The sequence below is a fragment of the Pseudoalteromonas arabiensis genome (assembly GCF_001550155.1).
Classification (GTDB): Bacteria; Pseudomonadota; Gammaproteobacteria; order Enterobacterales; family Alteromonadaceae; genus Pseudoalteromonas; species Pseudoalteromonas arabiensis.
The window spans coordinates 12,750-26,811 of sequence record NZ_LRUF01000011.1; the positions used below are offsets into that span (position 1 = coordinate 12,750).

Genomic DNA, 14,062 nt, shown 5'->3' on the forward strand with positions numbered 1-14,062 from the left:
AACACATAAAAATAATGCCCCGACAAATAACCAGACTGCAATCTGAAATGGGCAAAATCAACATAACAACAGGATACAAAACATGCTAAAACTAAAAAAAGTGGTCGCGGCCAGCGCCCTCACGCTACTTACTTTATGCTCGACGTATAGCTTTGCAGAAGTAACAGCTAACGCGGCAGCAACCTCAAACTACTTATGGCGTGGTCAAGAACAGACAGGCGGAGATGCCGCAATTCAAGGTGGTATTGATTACGCAAGTGAATCTGGCTTTTATGCGGGTACTTGGGTATCAAATGCTAGCTGGGCAGAAGATATGACCTACGAGCTTGATCTCTACGCTGGTTTTGGCGGCGATATCAATGAAACCTTTAGCTACGATGTTGGCTACATTTATTATGCATACCCAGATGCGGCCTCGTTTACCGATGCAGACTTTTCAGAGATCTACGGTAGCATTAGTATGGGTAGCTTCACGTTTGGCGCAGCCGTATTAGCTTCATCAGCAGCAAGCGGCGATGGCACCGACTTTGGAGATTCACTGTATTTAAATGCCGATTATAGCTTTCCAATAGGAAATAATGGCACAGAGCTGGCGCTGCATGTCGGCCATTACTCAGGTGATTTCATTGGTGATGACAATATCATCGACTACGGTGTTTCGGTATCTAAAGACGGCTTTACATTAGGCGTTTCAGATACTGACATTGATGGAACAGATGTGAAAGTGTACGTCGCTTACGCGGTAGATTTTACACTTTAAAAAGAATGTGTTACTTGCTGCAACACGAAGGGCCGCAAGGCCCTTTTCTAGTTTAGAAGCTTAAGGAACACTGTGCCCTGTTGAGCCCTGCCAAATACGATACCACTGCTCACGACTTATCTTTAGAGCCTTAGCTGCGACAGCTGATTTAACGCGTTCAATGTTACCCGTACCTAGCACTACAGATGGCGCACTCGGATGCATCAATAACCAAGCATACACCACTTGATCAAGAGAACTTGCACCAACTTCAGTGCCGACCTGCTCTAACACTGCGCGTAAACGTATCGCTTTTTCATCATCACTTGAGAACAGACGTCCACCTGCTAACGGTGACCAAAGCATTGGTTTGATATCGAGCAATTGACATTGGTCTAAAGTTCCATCATCAAGGGCTTTCATTTCGTAAGGCGAAAACTCAATCTGATTGGTAACCAATTCAAAATCTAAACGGGATTGTAATAAGCTGAGTTGAGATGGCGTAAAATTAGATACACCAAAGTCAATCACATCACCATTCGCTTTGAGGGTATTGAATGCTTCAGCCATTTCATCAGCATTCATTAAATAATCAGGACGATGAATTAATAACACATCTAACCTATCTGTATTGAAATGCTTTAATGACTGTTGCGCTGAGGCAATGATATGCGCAGCACTGGAATCATAATGGTTAGCCTTACCTTGTAACCCTAAACTTGCAAATGCGGGCTTGATACCACACTTGGTAATTATTTTAATCTCATCACGAATACTTGGCTTCAGCTTGAGCACTTTACCGAATTCGGCTTCGCAGCCATATTCGCCGTAAATGTCAGCGTGGTCGGTGTGTGAAACACCCATATCGATTGCATTTTCTAAAAAACTTAAACACTGTTGTGGCGTAACTTGCCAATCTAACAAGCGCCAAAACCCTAACACTAACTCATCAATACAACGTCTATTGTTATTCGTCATAACTACCTACTTACTTAAAAATATCGACTCATTCCAGTGCTTACACAATAACACAACTAACAGCATCACACCTGTTAACATACAGTTACAAAACAAATTGCTAATTTGTTACTAAACAGGATATTTTAGTACCTAAAAGCAAATGTTTTAAAACAAGGAATAATAATGAAATCTTCAAATGCAATGACTGCTTTAATTGATATTTTTATCAGCCCGAATAAAGCCTTTAATGGGGTGAGAGAAACAAAAGGCTGGTCTTTTGTTGCCTTTATTTTACTTGCCGGCATTCTCGCTGCCAGTATGTTTGCTTTTTACAATAAAGCTGACCCACAATATTTAATCGATCAACAAGTGGCTGCAGCCAGTGTTGATGCCACCATTGCAGAACAAAAAATGATGCGCCAAAGCATAGAGCAAACTATTGATATGCAAGTTTGGTTTGCTATCTTTGGTAGCATTATCGGTTTAGCTGTCATTAATGCCCTGATGGCAGGCTACTATCTATTTGTATCGAAGCAAGACCCAGAGGCTAACTACGGCTATGGTGCTTGGTACGGCTTTGGCGTGTGGGCCATGATGCCTTTGGTTATTTATTACTTAGGCCTTTTAATCTTAGTGCTTACAGCAAGCACTAACCAAATTTCACAAACACTAATGAACTACTCTTCGATTAATCAACTTTTAACTGGTTTAGAAATTGGCCACCCATTGTACACCCTACTTGAAAGTCTCAATATCTTTTCTATTTGGAGCATTTTCATCGCTGCTATCGGTTTGAAGAGTTGGACTAATTTCACATTCAATAAAGCGCTACTATTTACAGCTCTACCAAGTATTGTTATTTACGGTATTTGGGCTGTTATCGCATTTATTTAATCTAGTTATGAGCGGTGACAACCGCTCTTTCATAGGCAAGGAAGTATCATGAAAAAAGCCATTTTAATTGGCCTTGCTGTTATAGCATTTGTCGCTTTACTGATCTCAAAACAAGTCACCGGCGATAAAAACGCGCCAGAAATGCATATTGCAGAAGTTGAACAAGGCGATATTGCCGATTCAATTTTAGCCTCTGGTAACTTGGTATTTAACACTCAGGTACAACTTCGTTCTGAAGTGACAGGCCGAGTCGCTAAAGTATTTTTTGAAGAAGGTGAAAGTGTCACCAAAGGCGATATTCTTATGAGCCTTGATACTACAGCGTTTGAGTCAGAGGTTGCACGTAACAAAGCCGTGCTTAGAGCAACAGAAATCGATATTAAGCACAGCGAAACCCGCCTGAAAAACATTGAGCGCCAACTCAGTCGCCAAAAAGAACTATTTGAAGTTGGCCTTGCAGGCCAAGAAGTGTATGAAAACCTAAAAAATTCCCGCGATTTAGCGAAAATAGATATTGAAGCAAGACATGAAGCTTACAACCAAGCTCAAGCGTCGTTACTGATTGCTGAAGATCGTTTAAATAAAAGTGTGTTTCGCGCTCCAATGAGTGGCCTACTAGCTTCGGTTAATATAAAAGAAGGTGAGACTGTCATTGCAGGGACGACCAACATTATTGGCTCTGATCTAATGCTTGTCGCTGATCCAAGCGCAATATTAGCCGAACTACGCGTAGATGAAACAGATATTGCTGGTATAAAACTAGAGCAACATGCAGATATCTATGCCGCCGCTTACCCAAACCAACCTTTTACTGGCAAAGTGATAAACATTGGTACTTCAGCAAAAAACCAAGCGGGTTCGCAGGGGCTGTCGTTTAAAGTAAAAGTACTGCTTGACGCCACCGACCGCCAGCTCTACGCCGGTATGAGTTGCCGCGCTGAAATAGCCACAAGTATTGCCGAAAATGGCTTAAAGCTACCTATTGAAGCAATTCAAAAAGAAGGTGATCGCTATTTTGTCTGGAAGCTTAATACTGATAACACAGTAACTAAAACTGCGGTAACGGTAGGTATTTCTTCAGATATCGAACAAGCCCTTACCAGCGGTGTTTCGCAGGGCGATCGTATCGTTATCGGCCCTGCAAGACCGCTTAGCTCACTAAAAGAGGGTGACGCTGTAGCAATTAAAGACAGTCCTGAAAAAGGTGCTAGCTAATGTCTGCGGTGATAAAACTCAGTAATATCAATAAGCAATATAAAATGGGCGAACAAGTTTTCAAAGCCCTTGATGATATCAATATTGAAATTGCGCAAAATGAGTATGTTGCCATTATTGGCCCGTCTGGTTCAGGTAAATCAACATTGATGAATTTGCTTGGCTGTTTAGATACACCAACCAGTGGTGACTACTATTTAAAAGATAGGCTAGTAAAGCGCATGACCGAAACCGAGCTTGCCCATCAACGTAATGAAAGTGTTGGCTTTATTTTTCAAAGCTTCAACTTGTTACCTCGCGCATCTGCGCTTGAAAATGTTATGCAGCCTTTAGTGTATCGGTTTATCTCTGCTAAAGCGCGAAAACAACAGGCGCTTGAATCATTGCAGCGGGTAGGCCTTGGCGACAAGGTAAATCACCTTTCAAGCCAACTCTCTGGTGGACAGCGTCAACGTGTTGCCATTGCTCGCGCATTAGTTACTAAACCACACATTCTACTTGGTGATGAGCCTACCGGTAACTTAGACAGTAAAACCACCACCGAGATCATGGCGTTGTTTGATGAACTTCATAACGAAGGACATACCATTATTTTGGTTACTCACGAACAAGATATTGCTGATCATTGCCAACGCGTTATTCGTTTGGTTGATGGCAAGGTCGTCAGTGATACTCGTAAAGGCGAAGGAGCAAAACAACATGTTTAAATCTGCTATCGCTGTTATGGAAGGCACCAAAGCCGCACTGATGGCAATAAAAGCCAACGCGATGCGCAGTGCTCTTACCTGCTTGGGCATTATTATTGGCGTTGCTGCGGTTGTGACCGTAGTGGCAGTAATGCAAGGTTTTACCAAGCAAATTAATGATCAGCTTGCCGACATGTCTCCCGATGTCACCAATATAAAACCTTACACTAGTATGGAAAAAGAAATGGTAGGTCAACAAGCAAAACTAACCTACGATGACTTCTTAACACTTAAAGCACGTATAAAAGAGGCCGAAACATTTACCGCATTGATGTTTACTTGGCGATTTTCAGGTGCAGCAGAGTATGGTAATAAAAGTCATGCATCCCGCGTGATGGGCACCGAGCAAGACTACCAAAAAGCTTACCGTACCTACCCAGAACTCGGGCGATTTATTCGCGCAGAAGATGATGAAAAACGCCGTCGAGTGGCGTTTATTGGTCCGTCAATTATCGAAAAGCTCAATTTGCCTGAAAACCCTGTAGGTGAATACATTAAACTAGGTGGCGAGTGGTTTCGCATTATTGGAGTGGCAGAAAAGCAAGGTAGCTTATTAGGTTTTGATCAAGACGACTACATTAATATTCCAATAAGCACTATGAGTGCATTAGAAGGCGGCAGTGTTGATACCAATGTACAAATGATGTTTCGTTTAAAAGACGATGCTAACGAAGCGCAAGTACTGGGTAAAATTCGCCGCATCTTACGTCAATTACATAAACTGAAAGACGGTGAAGATGACGACTTTGAATTTGAAACCGCCGAAAAAGCCCGTGCTAATATCGATAAGTTTACTGGTAGTGCTACCGCAATTACCGCAGGTATCGTAGGTATAAGCCTCGTAGTTGGTGGTATTGGCGTAATGAATATCATGCTGGTTTCGGTAACAGAACGTACTCGTGTGATCGGCACCTTAAAGGCATTAGGGGCGACTCCTGGCTTTATTATGCTGCAATTTTTAGTAGAAGCTGTGGTGCTTTCATTGTTTGGTGGCTTAATTGGTTTAGCGATAGGGTATGGTGCTGCGGCACTGATTTCGTTATCAGTGCCGAGCATGCCAGATGCCTACATACCGAGTTGGGCAGTTATACTGTCATTTGGCTTTACTTCATTGATTGGTATTGTGTTTGGCTTAGCGCCCGCTATTAAAGCGGCACGCTTAAACCCAATTGATGCTTTACGATACGAATAATTAATCGGCTTTATAGGGTACCTGAGCACAGCTTACTTCCACTGTTTTTGGGTACCAAATAGGCCCACCTATTTCATTAACCGCCTCGCCTGCTACAACATTAAGGAATGACTTGTAAGTATGTACACTTTGCCACTCGGAATTAGGACAGTATATTGATAAATCCACAGGCTTGGAGCCTTCGTACAACGCAGCAGCAAAGTTATGATGCCAACGTTCTGTAACTGCTCCCTTATTTGCTGAGGTAGGGCTGCCATTATCAAAATAAATATGTGTACAACCACTTAAAGCAGCAGCAAGAATTACAGTTAAGCATACATGTTTCATAATTGCTCCTGCCCATATTGTTCACACCATACTTTCACAGTGTGAGGCGCATAAATACCCAGTGTAACCAACCCCAAAGCTCCATCTGTAAATGTTTGCAGGGATTGCATTTGCATTACTTTTTTATCTTGGCAGACCGCTTTAACATCAACACGCTGTTCACCCACCAATCCCCACAAGTAGAAAGGTCTACTGTCTTGATAGTCAGCATTCCGTGTTAATTTGTCTGCCTTATTAGGCACGATAGTCACCGATGAACATGCTACTAACGATAGCGTAAGTAACACGCACACTAACTGCTTCATGTGTTTTCCTTCAGATATATTTTGAAGCTGCAGTGTACAACATGAAGTTTCTATAAAGGGTAAGAAAATATATAAAATTGTAAAAAAGCTACAGTTTCTCACAGGCTCAGTTTGAACTAAACTGGAAAGAGTAAAGACTAATCAGGAAGGTTTGTAAGTAAAGGTAATTATGACGTCGTATCTACATTTATTATTCTTAAGTTTATTGTCTTGGCAAAGTATTGCAAATACTCCAAGCTCAGATGAGCAACAAGGCATTACCAAAACCGCAGCCAACCTAGCAAACTGTCAACAACAATTAGCACAAAGCCGCATGCAAACTTATGCAGCGCATTACATTTTACCCTATCAATTCACATTGTTGAGCTGGAACATCTACAAAGCACAAATAGATGGCTTACTCACAGATTTGCAAAAGCTAAATGCCGATGCTGATATTGTGTTACTGCAAGAAGCTATCAAAGAGCCTGCGCTTACAAAGCTCAAACCTTACTGGCGTTTTGCTAAAGGGTATAAAAGTGGCAGTGTGCAATCTGGTGTTATGACACTCAGCCGCTGGCCCGCCGCGGTGCATTGCACACTCACCCACACAGAGCCTTGGTTACGTAGCCCAAAAGCGACCAACATTGTTGAATATGCACTGCCTAATCAACAGTTATTACTAAGTATTAATCTACATGGCATTAACTTCACAATAGGTGTGAGTGACTTTAAACAACAGCTCGAAGATGCAGCGAGCATCATGCGAATGCATCAAGGACCGATCATATTTGCTGGTGACCTTAATACTTGGAGCGACCGAAGACAGGCTCTTTTGAAACAAACACTTAACAAGTTAGGGTTACATGAAGCTATTTATTTAGATGATAAACGTACAAAAGCATTTGGATTAGCACTTGACCAAGTATGGGTACGTGGTGTCAAAATAGAAACAACGGTCGTGCCAGAACTGGATAGTTCAGATCATAACCCAATAATTGCAACCCTAACCATAGAGCAAAAAGTACAGTGAAAATAACAATGAATGGATATTGGTTAATCGCATTAATGTTATTGAGCATTAGCCAATTCAGTTATGCAGCCACCCCAGAGCAAGAGATAAATCACCTCATTGACTTTGTCGCTAACAGCGATGCCGTATTTATTCGCAATGGCACAGAGCATTCAAGCCAAGATGCTGCTGAGCACCTTGCCATGAAATATCGTAAAGCGACCCGTTATGCGAAAACTGCCGAAAAATTTATAGAAAACCTAGCAAGTAAAAGCTCATGGAGTGGCAAGCCTTACAAGGTAAGATTTAGCGACGGTACTTTAATTAATGCAAAAGACTGGTTAAGTAATGAGTTGGCAGATTATCGCCGTAACCAGCATAGACAACAATAACACGATTTTATCATCAACACACAAGAAGCGAAAAGCCATGCAAGAACACAAAAATCAGCCACTCAATGATTTTATTGAGTACCCTCATGACGAGATGCTAAAACGCGCCGAAGAGTTTTTAGCCGTGAGTCAACGTCGCCATAGTATTCGCAGTTTTAGCGACCGACCTGTGCCAAAAGAAATAATCGAAACCTGTATTAAAGCGGCTGGCACTGCACCAAGTGGTGCCAATCATCAACCTTGGCACTTTGTGGCAATACACAGCAGCGATGTGAAGAAACAAATTCGTGAAGCAGCTGAAAAACTAGAGCGCTCATTTTATGAAGGTCGCGCAGGTGAAGAATGGTTAGATGCATTAAAACCACTTGGCACAGATGCCAGTAAGCCCTACCTTGAGCATGCACCTTGGCTAATTGCCGTGTTTAGCCAAAAGAAAGGGGGTATTTCTGCCGATGACAAAAATACCAATTACTATGTTCATGAGTCTGTAGGCTTGGCAACTGGCTTTTTAATTCAAGCACTTCACAGAGCGGGCCTTGCAACTCTTACGCATACACCAAAACCAATGAGCTTCTTAACCGAAATTTGTGGCCGCGATAAAGATAATGAGCGCCCTTACATGCTGCTAATTGCAGGCTACCCAGGCACAGATGCAACCATCCCTGAACATGCCTTAGTGAAAAAGTCGCTGGACGAAATAGCGACCTTTATTTAGCTTTAAAATCAACAGCCAGCACATCACCTGGGTTTAAACCTGAAACGATGTGCTGCTGTCCATCGACCATTTCGCCAAGGCGAACGTAGCGACGCACGATTTGATTATTTTCAAGTAAATAGACCATACTCAATTGGCCATATTGATGCACCCAGCTTAAGTCAATCAACACCCCTTTTTCAGGGGCGAGCGGTAATTGTAATTGTGCGTAAAGCCCAGGCATTAACCCAGTTTGCGCATCTGTTTCTAAACGGATTTCCATACTACGCGCAGCACTATCAGCAACGGGCACAATTTCTGTCACTGTGGCAGGCATCGATATTGATAAAGCAGGTAATTTAACCGTTAGGGTTTGGCCAACATTCAACTTAATTGCTTGCTGCTCTCTGACATTAAACGCTAATTGCAATTGCTGTGGGTTATACAGTGCGAGTAATGGCGTGCCAGGGGTTGCGGTGTCGCCAGGTTCTGCAAAACGCTCCACCACAACACCTGAAATCGGCGCTTTAATTTGCGTAAAACTCAATGCAACTTGTGCTTGTGTTTGCTGCTGCTTAGCAATGGCTAGATTTGCGCTTAAATTATCAAACCTTGCTTTCGCATCATCATAATCACTGACTGACACTAAACCTTGTTTGAAAAGGTCATTAACTCGCTTGAGCTGCTTTTCAGCTTGAGTAAGCGAGGCATTAATAGCATTAATTTGTGCATCACTTTGAGCAAGCCCTGCTTGAAAGTCATCTTGCTGCAAGGTAATTAGCACATCACCTTGTTTTACTGTATCGCCAGCGCGGACATTTAAACGCTCAACTTGTGCCATAACCCGTGATGAAATTTGCGTATTTTGTTTTGCAATCACAGTGCCCGGTACAACTTCATCACGCGCAATATCAGCCAGTCTCACTGTCACTAACTGACCCTTGTAATCATTTGCCGATGGGTTTTTCATGCCTGCAGCTTGCTTATCAGAAAAACTGCCCGCCATGTAAAGTACCGCCACAATGATCACTGATAACGCGATGATTGAACCAATAAGTTTTGATTTACCTTGCATGAGCTTGTTCCTCTTTGGCTGCATCCTTTGCAAACACTAAATAATAAACCAGCGGCACAACAAATAATGAGAACAATGTTGATGCCACAATCCCAAAAATAATCGCAATCGCTAGACCGCTAAATACTGGGTCTAGGGTGATCACCAAGTTACCTAATAAGGTGGTTCCGGCTGTCAGCAACACGGGGCGCATTCGCACCGTGCCTGCGGCGATTAAAGCCTGTTTAATTGCCATACCTTGGCTGCGAGCTTGATTAATAAACTCAACTAAAATAAGTGAGTTACGAACCACAATACCGGCAAGTGCAATCATGCCAATCATGGCTGTTGCGGTGAATAACACCGGCTCTGGAGCACCAGCAATGGTGCGCTCTCCAAATTGATTTAATAACCAAAAGCCCGGCATGATCCCTATTACGGTTAATGGAATAGCCGACATGATGATCAGTGACAAACTCGCAGAGTGTGTTTGAATGCGTAAGATGATGAAAATTGCAGTGAGCGCAAACGCAAAGGCAATGCCCATATCTCTAAATACATCAATGGTAATTCGCCATTCACCTTCACCACTAAAGGTTACGTCAGTGCCAGCAGGTAATTGCCAAGCCTGGCTACCACCATTATTGAAAAAGTGCCTACTTTGCCAATCAGTTTGGCTAAATTCGTCTGCGCTGATACCTAAGTCGGCATTGACGTCAGCAATAATTTCAGCGGGTGTACGACCGTTTAGCTCAGCCATTACATACACCACATTACGCTGATCTTTACGCATAATTGGTTTAGCAACATCTTGATGCTGAAACTCACCCAATTCAGATAACGCCACCAGCGGACGCGGTGCACTTTGCAGCCCAAATTCGTCACTGGTTTTTGCAAGCTCTCTGTCACCGCGAACCTGCAATGCCAGCAATTGAGCAAATTGATTTCGGTCTTGATACGGCAGTTGCAGCTTAATATCAACAGGGTCTGTTTCACCGCTCACATATAACACCCCAACATTTTGCCCATGCGAGGCAATGGCTAAAGTCTGGGCAATATCTTGCGTAGACACCGCCGACAATGACGCTTTACTTTTATCAGTCACAAAACGCTGTAAGGGCGCATTAGCAGCAATACTGGTATCAACCTCTACCACATGCGGCTCTTGCTTTAACCTTGCTGCAACAGCAAGAGCTGCTTGATAGTGAATCTCTGTATCAACAAATGGCTCACTGTAAACTTCGGCCACTAAGGTACTTAAAACAGGCGGGCCTGGTGGTACTTCAACCACTTTAATAACAATGCCATCAGTTGCCAATGGCGCTAATGCGGCACGCAAGCGCATGACCACAGCATGAGATTGATGGCCGCGCTCAGTTTTATCAAGCAGAAGTACTCTAAGCTCAGCAAGGTTCGCTGCTTCACGTCGATAATAACCACGCACCATACCATTAAAGTCCATGCTCGATGGCTGACCAACGTAGGCTGCCGCCTCGCTTACTTCATTTAATTGCCAAGTGATGGTTTGTACTTGTCGAGTGAAAGCCGCGGTTTGCTCAAGGCTCGTGCCTTCTGGCATATCGATTAAAACTTGTAACTCATTTTTATTATCAAACGGTAATAGCTTTAAAGGCACAACACGCATGACGGGTAACATGGCACTGGCGACAAACAAGGCTAATGTAGTCCATAAAACGAGTTTGGCACGGCCTTTAGACTCAAGTAATGGCGATAATATACGCTCATATAAACCATGCTGATTGGCATCGAGTTGTACGCTGTCATCGACTGGCGCTTTAAGTAGTTTCATGGCCAACCAAGGCGTAACAAAAAATGCCACTATGGTTGAAACCATTACACTTACCGGCACATTGAATGCCATCGGTGCCATATACGGCCCCATCATGCCGGTGATAAACGCAAGTGGGATAAACGCTACCATAATGGTCAATGTAGACATAAACAGCGCTACACGTATTTCACTCATGGCATCAACTATGCGCTGTTTTTTATCGCCTTTGTGGGTTAAAAAGCGACTTATGTTGTCTATTCCTGTGATCGGATCATCAACCAATAAACCTAAAGAAAGTATTAGTGCAAACAGTGTGACTCGGTTAATTGTATAGCCAAAGGCAAAATCAAGTGTCAGGGTGATGCCGTAGCAAATAGGTACTGCTAAACCAACCACAATTGCTGGTCGCCAGCCTAAAAATACACCAACAAAAATAACCACGGTAAATACCGCAAACACTAAGCTCGAGGTAAGGTTATTTACTTTTTCGTTCGCTGTTTGGCCATAGTCACGCAGTACGGTGTAGCCCACTTCATCTGGTAGTAGATTAGCCGATAAACTGCCCATCATACTGTGCACTTCATTCGCTACAGCGACCGCATTGGTGCCTGCTTGTTTAGCGACACTAATGGTCACTAAAGGAAGTTGTTGCTGATTATCTGATTGAGCCAGCCATTGATAGCTTTGTGCTTCGCGTGGGCCATCACTCACCTGGGCCACATCACTTAGGTAAACACTCTTACCGTTTACCACGTTGACAACAAGGCGTTCAATCGCAGATTGTGAACGTAAAACATCACCCACTTGTAAGGCAATTTGCTGCCTCCCCTCAACAACACTGCCCACATTCACTAATTGGTTAGATACGCTAAGTGCATAATACACATCGGTTAGGGTTGTTTGGTGTGCAGCGAGCGCGCTCGCATCAAGGTTAATCGTTAATTGTCGAGTTCTACCAGCAATCACTTTCACTTCGCTGGTGTTTTCGATGCGCTGTAGGCTATTGGCGATTTCGTTGGCAAAGCGGGTTAGTTGGTAATCATCGTAAAGTTTTGGATCTTTACTAAATAAGCCCAGCATCACAATGGGCACATCGTTCACTTCAACCGGACGAATTTGCCATGAGCTGATCACTGACGCCATGGTGTGTTGATAGCTATAGAGTTTAGCGTAAGTGTCGAGAATCGCTTGCTCACGATCGTGACCGACTTCAAAGCGAAGAGTAACAACAGCAGCATTACTCTGTGTGGTCGAATAAATATGCTCAACGCCCGTTAACTGCGCCAATAACTTCTCCAATGGCTCAGTTACCAGCCTTGCTACTTCTGGCGCTTCAACGTTTGGCGCTGCCACATATATATCAAGCATAGGAACCACAATTTGCGGTTCTTCTTCACGAGGGGTTTGCTTTAATGCCATTAAACCGAGCAGCACCGACATAATAAAAATAATGACAGGGAGGCGACCGCTCAAGCTGTTTTTTACTGCATTATCGATAGCATTCATTACCTAACTACCTTTGCAAAATAAACCATATAAGGTTGCAAGAATAGCCACTACATTCTTATCTATTACACGGTAATAGATGGTTTGGCTTTCGCGTCGAGTCGCGACGATCTGAGCTTTTCTCAGCGCCGCTAAGTGTTGCGATAATGCCGACTGCGCCAACGGCACAGCTTCGTTTAATTCGCTCACGCTCATTTCACCATCTTGTAGGGAACATAAGATCATCAAACGATTTTTATTCGCCAATATCTTTAGCATTTGCTCTGCTTGTTCAACATTGTCGGCCATAGCCGCAAAATCGATGTTCATAATCACACTACTCTATATTCTTAAAATACCGCTAAAGTATAGATTGATATATTAGAAAAGTCTAATATTAAAATTTACTAATGTAGAGTTATCTAATATATTAAATACATCACTCTGTTATCGAGGTCTTATTATGAAACTAAATGACGCGCTTCGCTTAATTGCTGGTGTAATGATCTGTATTTCATTGTTGCTACAACAGTTTCACAGTCCGCTGTGGATTTGGTTTACGGTATTTATTGCTCTAAACTCAGGGCGCATGCATCTTTCGGGGTTGAGAGTTGTTCAACCTAGGAGCATTTTAATCGAGGCGCGAGGATTGCAGCATAGTAGTTCTATGTAATTTCCGAGCAACAAAGAGTAAGATGCTCCTAGGCAGAACCCTAAGGGCAGCGTCTGTTTGGCATTTATTCAGCGTTATCGCACATTTATATGACAAAACCATACTTCATGTGCTCTGCCTTGCCTAAATACCAAACAAACAGCTGCAAAACCAACCACGAAAAATAAATGCGCCCTTTAATCCGCATTCACTAAGTGGTGCCCAATGATCACCATTTTACGCAAACTTGGCATGGAGGATTAGTATGCTGACCCCAATTCCTGACTTAATGAAAATTATTGCTCCAAACCAGCGCCGCATTAGCGCTGACCAAGCAAAACAAGAATTAAGCGAAAACCATGGTTTACTAATTGACGTACGTGAACCTGCTGAACACGCCACTAAAGCAGCGACAGGTGCAATTAATATCCCACGTGGTGTACTTGAAATGAAATTAATGGAAATTGAAAAAGACCCTGCTCGGCCAATCTACTTACACTGTGCAAGTAGTGCCCGTGCTACACTCAGTGCCGAAGCACTGACTCGTGTTGGCTACGAAAATGTCACAGTAATCACCTGTAATGCAGAACAAATTTGCCAAGTGTTTTAGCTTCATAGAATAGT

General features: G+C 43.0%; 15 protein-coding genes. 9 read left to right on the forward strand and 6 right to left on the reverse strand.

The window, feature by feature from the left end; all coding sequences use genetic code 11:
- Positions 1–82: 82 nt before the first annotated feature.
- Positions 83–760 (forward strand): TorF family putative porin, encoded by a 678-nt coding sequence (locus PAARA_RS06640; RefSeq protein WP_062568282.1) that lies wholly within the window; start codon positions 83–85, stop codon positions 758–760.
- Between the two features lie 60 nt (positions 761–820).
- On the opposite strand, the gene PAARA_RS06645 is transcribed toward PAARA_RS06640, so the two are convergent.
- Positions 821–1,717 (reverse strand): aldo/keto reductase, encoded by an 897-nt coding sequence (locus PAARA_RS06645; RefSeq protein WP_062568283.1) that lies wholly within the window; start codon positions 1,715–1,717, stop codon positions 821–823.
- A 165-nt stretch (positions 1,718–1,882) separates the two neighbouring features.
- Between PAARA_RS06645 and PAARA_RS06650 the strand changes: the two genes are divergently transcribed.
- From PAARA_RS06650 to PAARA_RS06665, 4 genes are read left to right on the forward strand one after another with little or no spacing between them, the layout of a single operon-like run.
- A complete protein-coding gene (locus tag PAARA_RS06650) occupies positions 1,883–2,593 on the forward strand; it encodes a YIP1 family protein (protein ID WP_062568284.1) in 711 nt (236 codons plus the stop codon).
- A 48-nt stretch (positions 2,594–2,641) separates the two neighbouring features.
- On the forward strand, positions 2,642–3,808 hold the full coding sequence (locus PAARA_RS06655) for an efflux RND transporter periplasmic adaptor subunit (protein WP_062568285.1): 1,167 nt from the start codon (positions 2,642–2,644) through the stop codon (positions 3,806–3,808).
- The gene (locus tag PAARA_RS06660; protein WP_062568286.1) at positions 3,808–4,515 is read left to right on the forward strand and encodes an ABC transporter ATP-binding protein; all 708 of its coding nucleotides are present in this window, start codon (positions 3,808–3,810) and stop codon (positions 4,513–4,515) included. The genes PAARA_RS06655 and PAARA_RS06660 overlap by 1 nt, the downstream gene beginning before the upstream one ends.
- Positions 4,508–5,746, forward strand: coding sequence for an ABC transporter permease (locus PAARA_RS06665; RefSeq protein ID WP_062568287.1), 1,239 nt, complete (start codon positions 4,508–4,510; stop codon positions 5,744–5,746). The genes PAARA_RS06660 and PAARA_RS06665 overlap by 8 nt, the downstream gene beginning before the upstream one ends.
- Here the strand turns inward: PAARA_RS06665 and PAARA_RS06670 are convergent, their stop codons facing one another.
- A complete protein-coding gene (locus tag PAARA_RS06670; RefSeq protein ID WP_062568288.1) occupies positions 5,747–6,073 on the reverse strand; it encodes a Bor/Iss family lipoprotein in 327 nt (108 codons plus the stop codon).
- Positions 6,070–6,378, reverse strand: coding sequence for a Bor family protein (locus PAARA_RS06675; protein ID WP_062568289.1), 309 nt, complete (start codon positions 6,376–6,378; stop codon positions 6,070–6,072). Before PAARA_RS06675 ends, PAARA_RS06670 begins: the two co-directional genes overlap by 4 nt.
- Positions 6,379–6,547: 169 nt before the next feature.
- Here PAARA_RS06675 and PAARA_RS06680 point away from each other — a divergent pair, with 169 nt between their 5' ends.
- The 3 genes from PAARA_RS06680 to PAARA_RS06690 are packed head-to-tail and all read left to right on the forward strand — an operon-like array spanning position 6,548 to position 8,476.
- Positions 6,548–7,390 (forward strand): endonuclease/exonuclease/phosphatase family protein, encoded by an 843-nt coding sequence (locus PAARA_RS06680; protein WP_062568290.1) that lies wholly within the window; start codon positions 6,548–6,550, stop codon positions 7,388–7,390.
- A gap of 8 nt (positions 7,391–7,398) precedes the next feature.
- Entirely contained in the window at positions 7,399–7,761 is a 363-nt protein-coding gene (locus PAARA_RS06685; protein ID WP_062568291.1) for a YfeK family protein, read from the forward strand.
- Positions 7,762–7,798: 37 nt separating this feature from the next.
- Positions 7,799–8,476 carry a nitroreductase family protein gene (locus PAARA_RS06690; RefSeq protein ID WP_054554404.1) on the forward strand — a complete coding sequence of 226 codons (678 nt, stop codon included), beginning with the start codon at positions 7,799–7,801 and terminating at the stop codon, positions 8,474–8,476.
- On the opposite strand, the gene PAARA_RS06695 is transcribed toward PAARA_RS06690, so the two are convergent.
- From PAARA_RS06695 to PAARA_RS06705, 3 genes are read right to left on the reverse strand one after another with little or no spacing between them, the layout of a single operon-like run.
- The gene (locus tag PAARA_RS06695) at positions 8,469–9,530 is read right to left on the reverse strand and encodes an efflux RND transporter periplasmic adaptor subunit (RefSeq protein ID WP_062568292.1); all 1,062 of its coding nucleotides are present in this window, start codon (positions 9,528–9,530) and stop codon (positions 8,469–8,471) included. The genes PAARA_RS06690 and PAARA_RS06695 overlap by 8 nt on opposite strands.
- Positions 9,520–12,807: an efflux RND transporter permease subunit gene (locus tag PAARA_RS06700; RefSeq protein ID WP_062568293.1), complete on the reverse strand. Its 3,288-nt coding sequence runs from the start codon at positions 12,805–12,807 to the stop codon at positions 9,520–9,522. Before PAARA_RS06700 ends, PAARA_RS06695 begins: the two co-directional genes overlap by 11 nt.
- Before the next feature lie 3 nt (positions 12,808–12,810).
- Positions 12,811–13,116 carry an ArsR/SmtB family transcription factor gene (locus PAARA_RS06705; RefSeq protein WP_062568294.1) on the reverse strand — a complete coding sequence of 102 codons (306 nt, stop codon included), beginning with the start codon at positions 13,114–13,116 and terminating at the stop codon, positions 12,811–12,813.
- Between the two features lie 587 nt (positions 13,117–13,703).
- On the opposite strand from PAARA_RS06705, the gene PAARA_RS06710 reads away from it, so the two are divergent.
- Positions 13,704–14,048, forward strand: a complete 345-nt coding sequence (locus tag PAARA_RS06710; RefSeq protein ID WP_054562833.1) for a rhodanese-like domain-containing protein — start codon at positions 13,704–13,706, stop codon at positions 14,046–14,048.
- The last annotated feature ends 14 nt before the right edge of the window (positions 14,049–14,062 follow it).

Excerpts from the sequence above, each read along its gene's own strand:
- PAARA_RS06640 (WP_062568282.1), top strand. The coding sequence starts at position 83 with ATGCTAAAACTAAAAAAAGTGGTCGCGGCCAGCGCCCTCACGCTACTT.
- PAARA_RS06645 (WP_062568283.1), bottom strand. The coding sequence starts at position 1,717 with ATGACGAATAACAATAGACGTTGTATTGATGAGTTAGTGTTAGGGTTT.
- PAARA_RS06650 (WP_062568284.1), top strand. The coding sequence starts at position 1,883 with ATGAAATCTTCAAATGCAATGACTGCTTTAATTGATATTTTTATCAGC.
- PAARA_RS06655 (WP_062568285.1), top strand. The coding sequence starts at position 2,642 with ATGAAAAAAGCCATTTTAATTGGCCTTGCTGTTATAGCATTTGTCGCT.
- PAARA_RS06660 (WP_062568286.1), top strand. The coding sequence starts at position 3,808 with ATGTCTGCGGTGATAAAACTCAGTAATATCAATAAGCAATATAAAATG.
- PAARA_RS06665 (WP_062568287.1), top strand. The coding sequence starts at position 4,508 with ATGTTTAAATCTGCTATCGCTGTTATGGAAGGCACCAAAGCCGCACTG.
- PAARA_RS06670 (WP_062568288.1), bottom strand. The coding sequence starts at position 6,073 with ATGAAACATGTATGCTTAACTGTAATTCTTGCTGCTGCTTTAAGTGGT.
- PAARA_RS06675 (WP_062568289.1), bottom strand. The coding sequence starts at position 6,378 with ATGAAGCAGTTAGTGTGCGTGTTACTTACGCTATCGTTAGTAGCATGT.
- PAARA_RS06680 (WP_062568290.1), top strand. The coding sequence starts at position 6,548 with ATGACGTCGTATCTACATTTATTATTCTTAAGTTTATTGTCTTGGCAA.
- PAARA_RS06685 (WP_062568291.1), top strand. The coding sequence starts at position 7,399 with ATGAATGGATATTGGTTAATCGCATTAATGTTATTGAGCATTAGCCAA.
- PAARA_RS06690 (WP_054554404.1), top strand. The coding sequence starts at position 7,799 with ATGCAAGAACACAAAAATCAGCCACTCAATGATTTTATTGAGTACCCT.
- PAARA_RS06695 (WP_062568292.1), bottom strand. The coding sequence starts at position 9,530 with ATGCAAGGTAAATCAAAACTTATTGGTTCAATCATCGCGTTATCAGTG.
- PAARA_RS06700 (WP_062568293.1), bottom strand. The coding sequence starts at position 12,807 with ATGAATGCTATCGATAATGCAGTAAAAAACAGCTTGAGCGGTCGCCTC.
- PAARA_RS06705 (WP_062568294.1), bottom strand. The coding sequence starts at position 13,116 with ATGAACATCGATTTTGCGGCTATGGCCGACAATGTTGAACAAGCAGAG.
- PAARA_RS06710 (WP_054562833.1), top strand. The coding sequence starts at position 13,704 with ATGCTGACCCCAATTCCTGACTTAATGAAAATTATTGCTCCAAACCAG.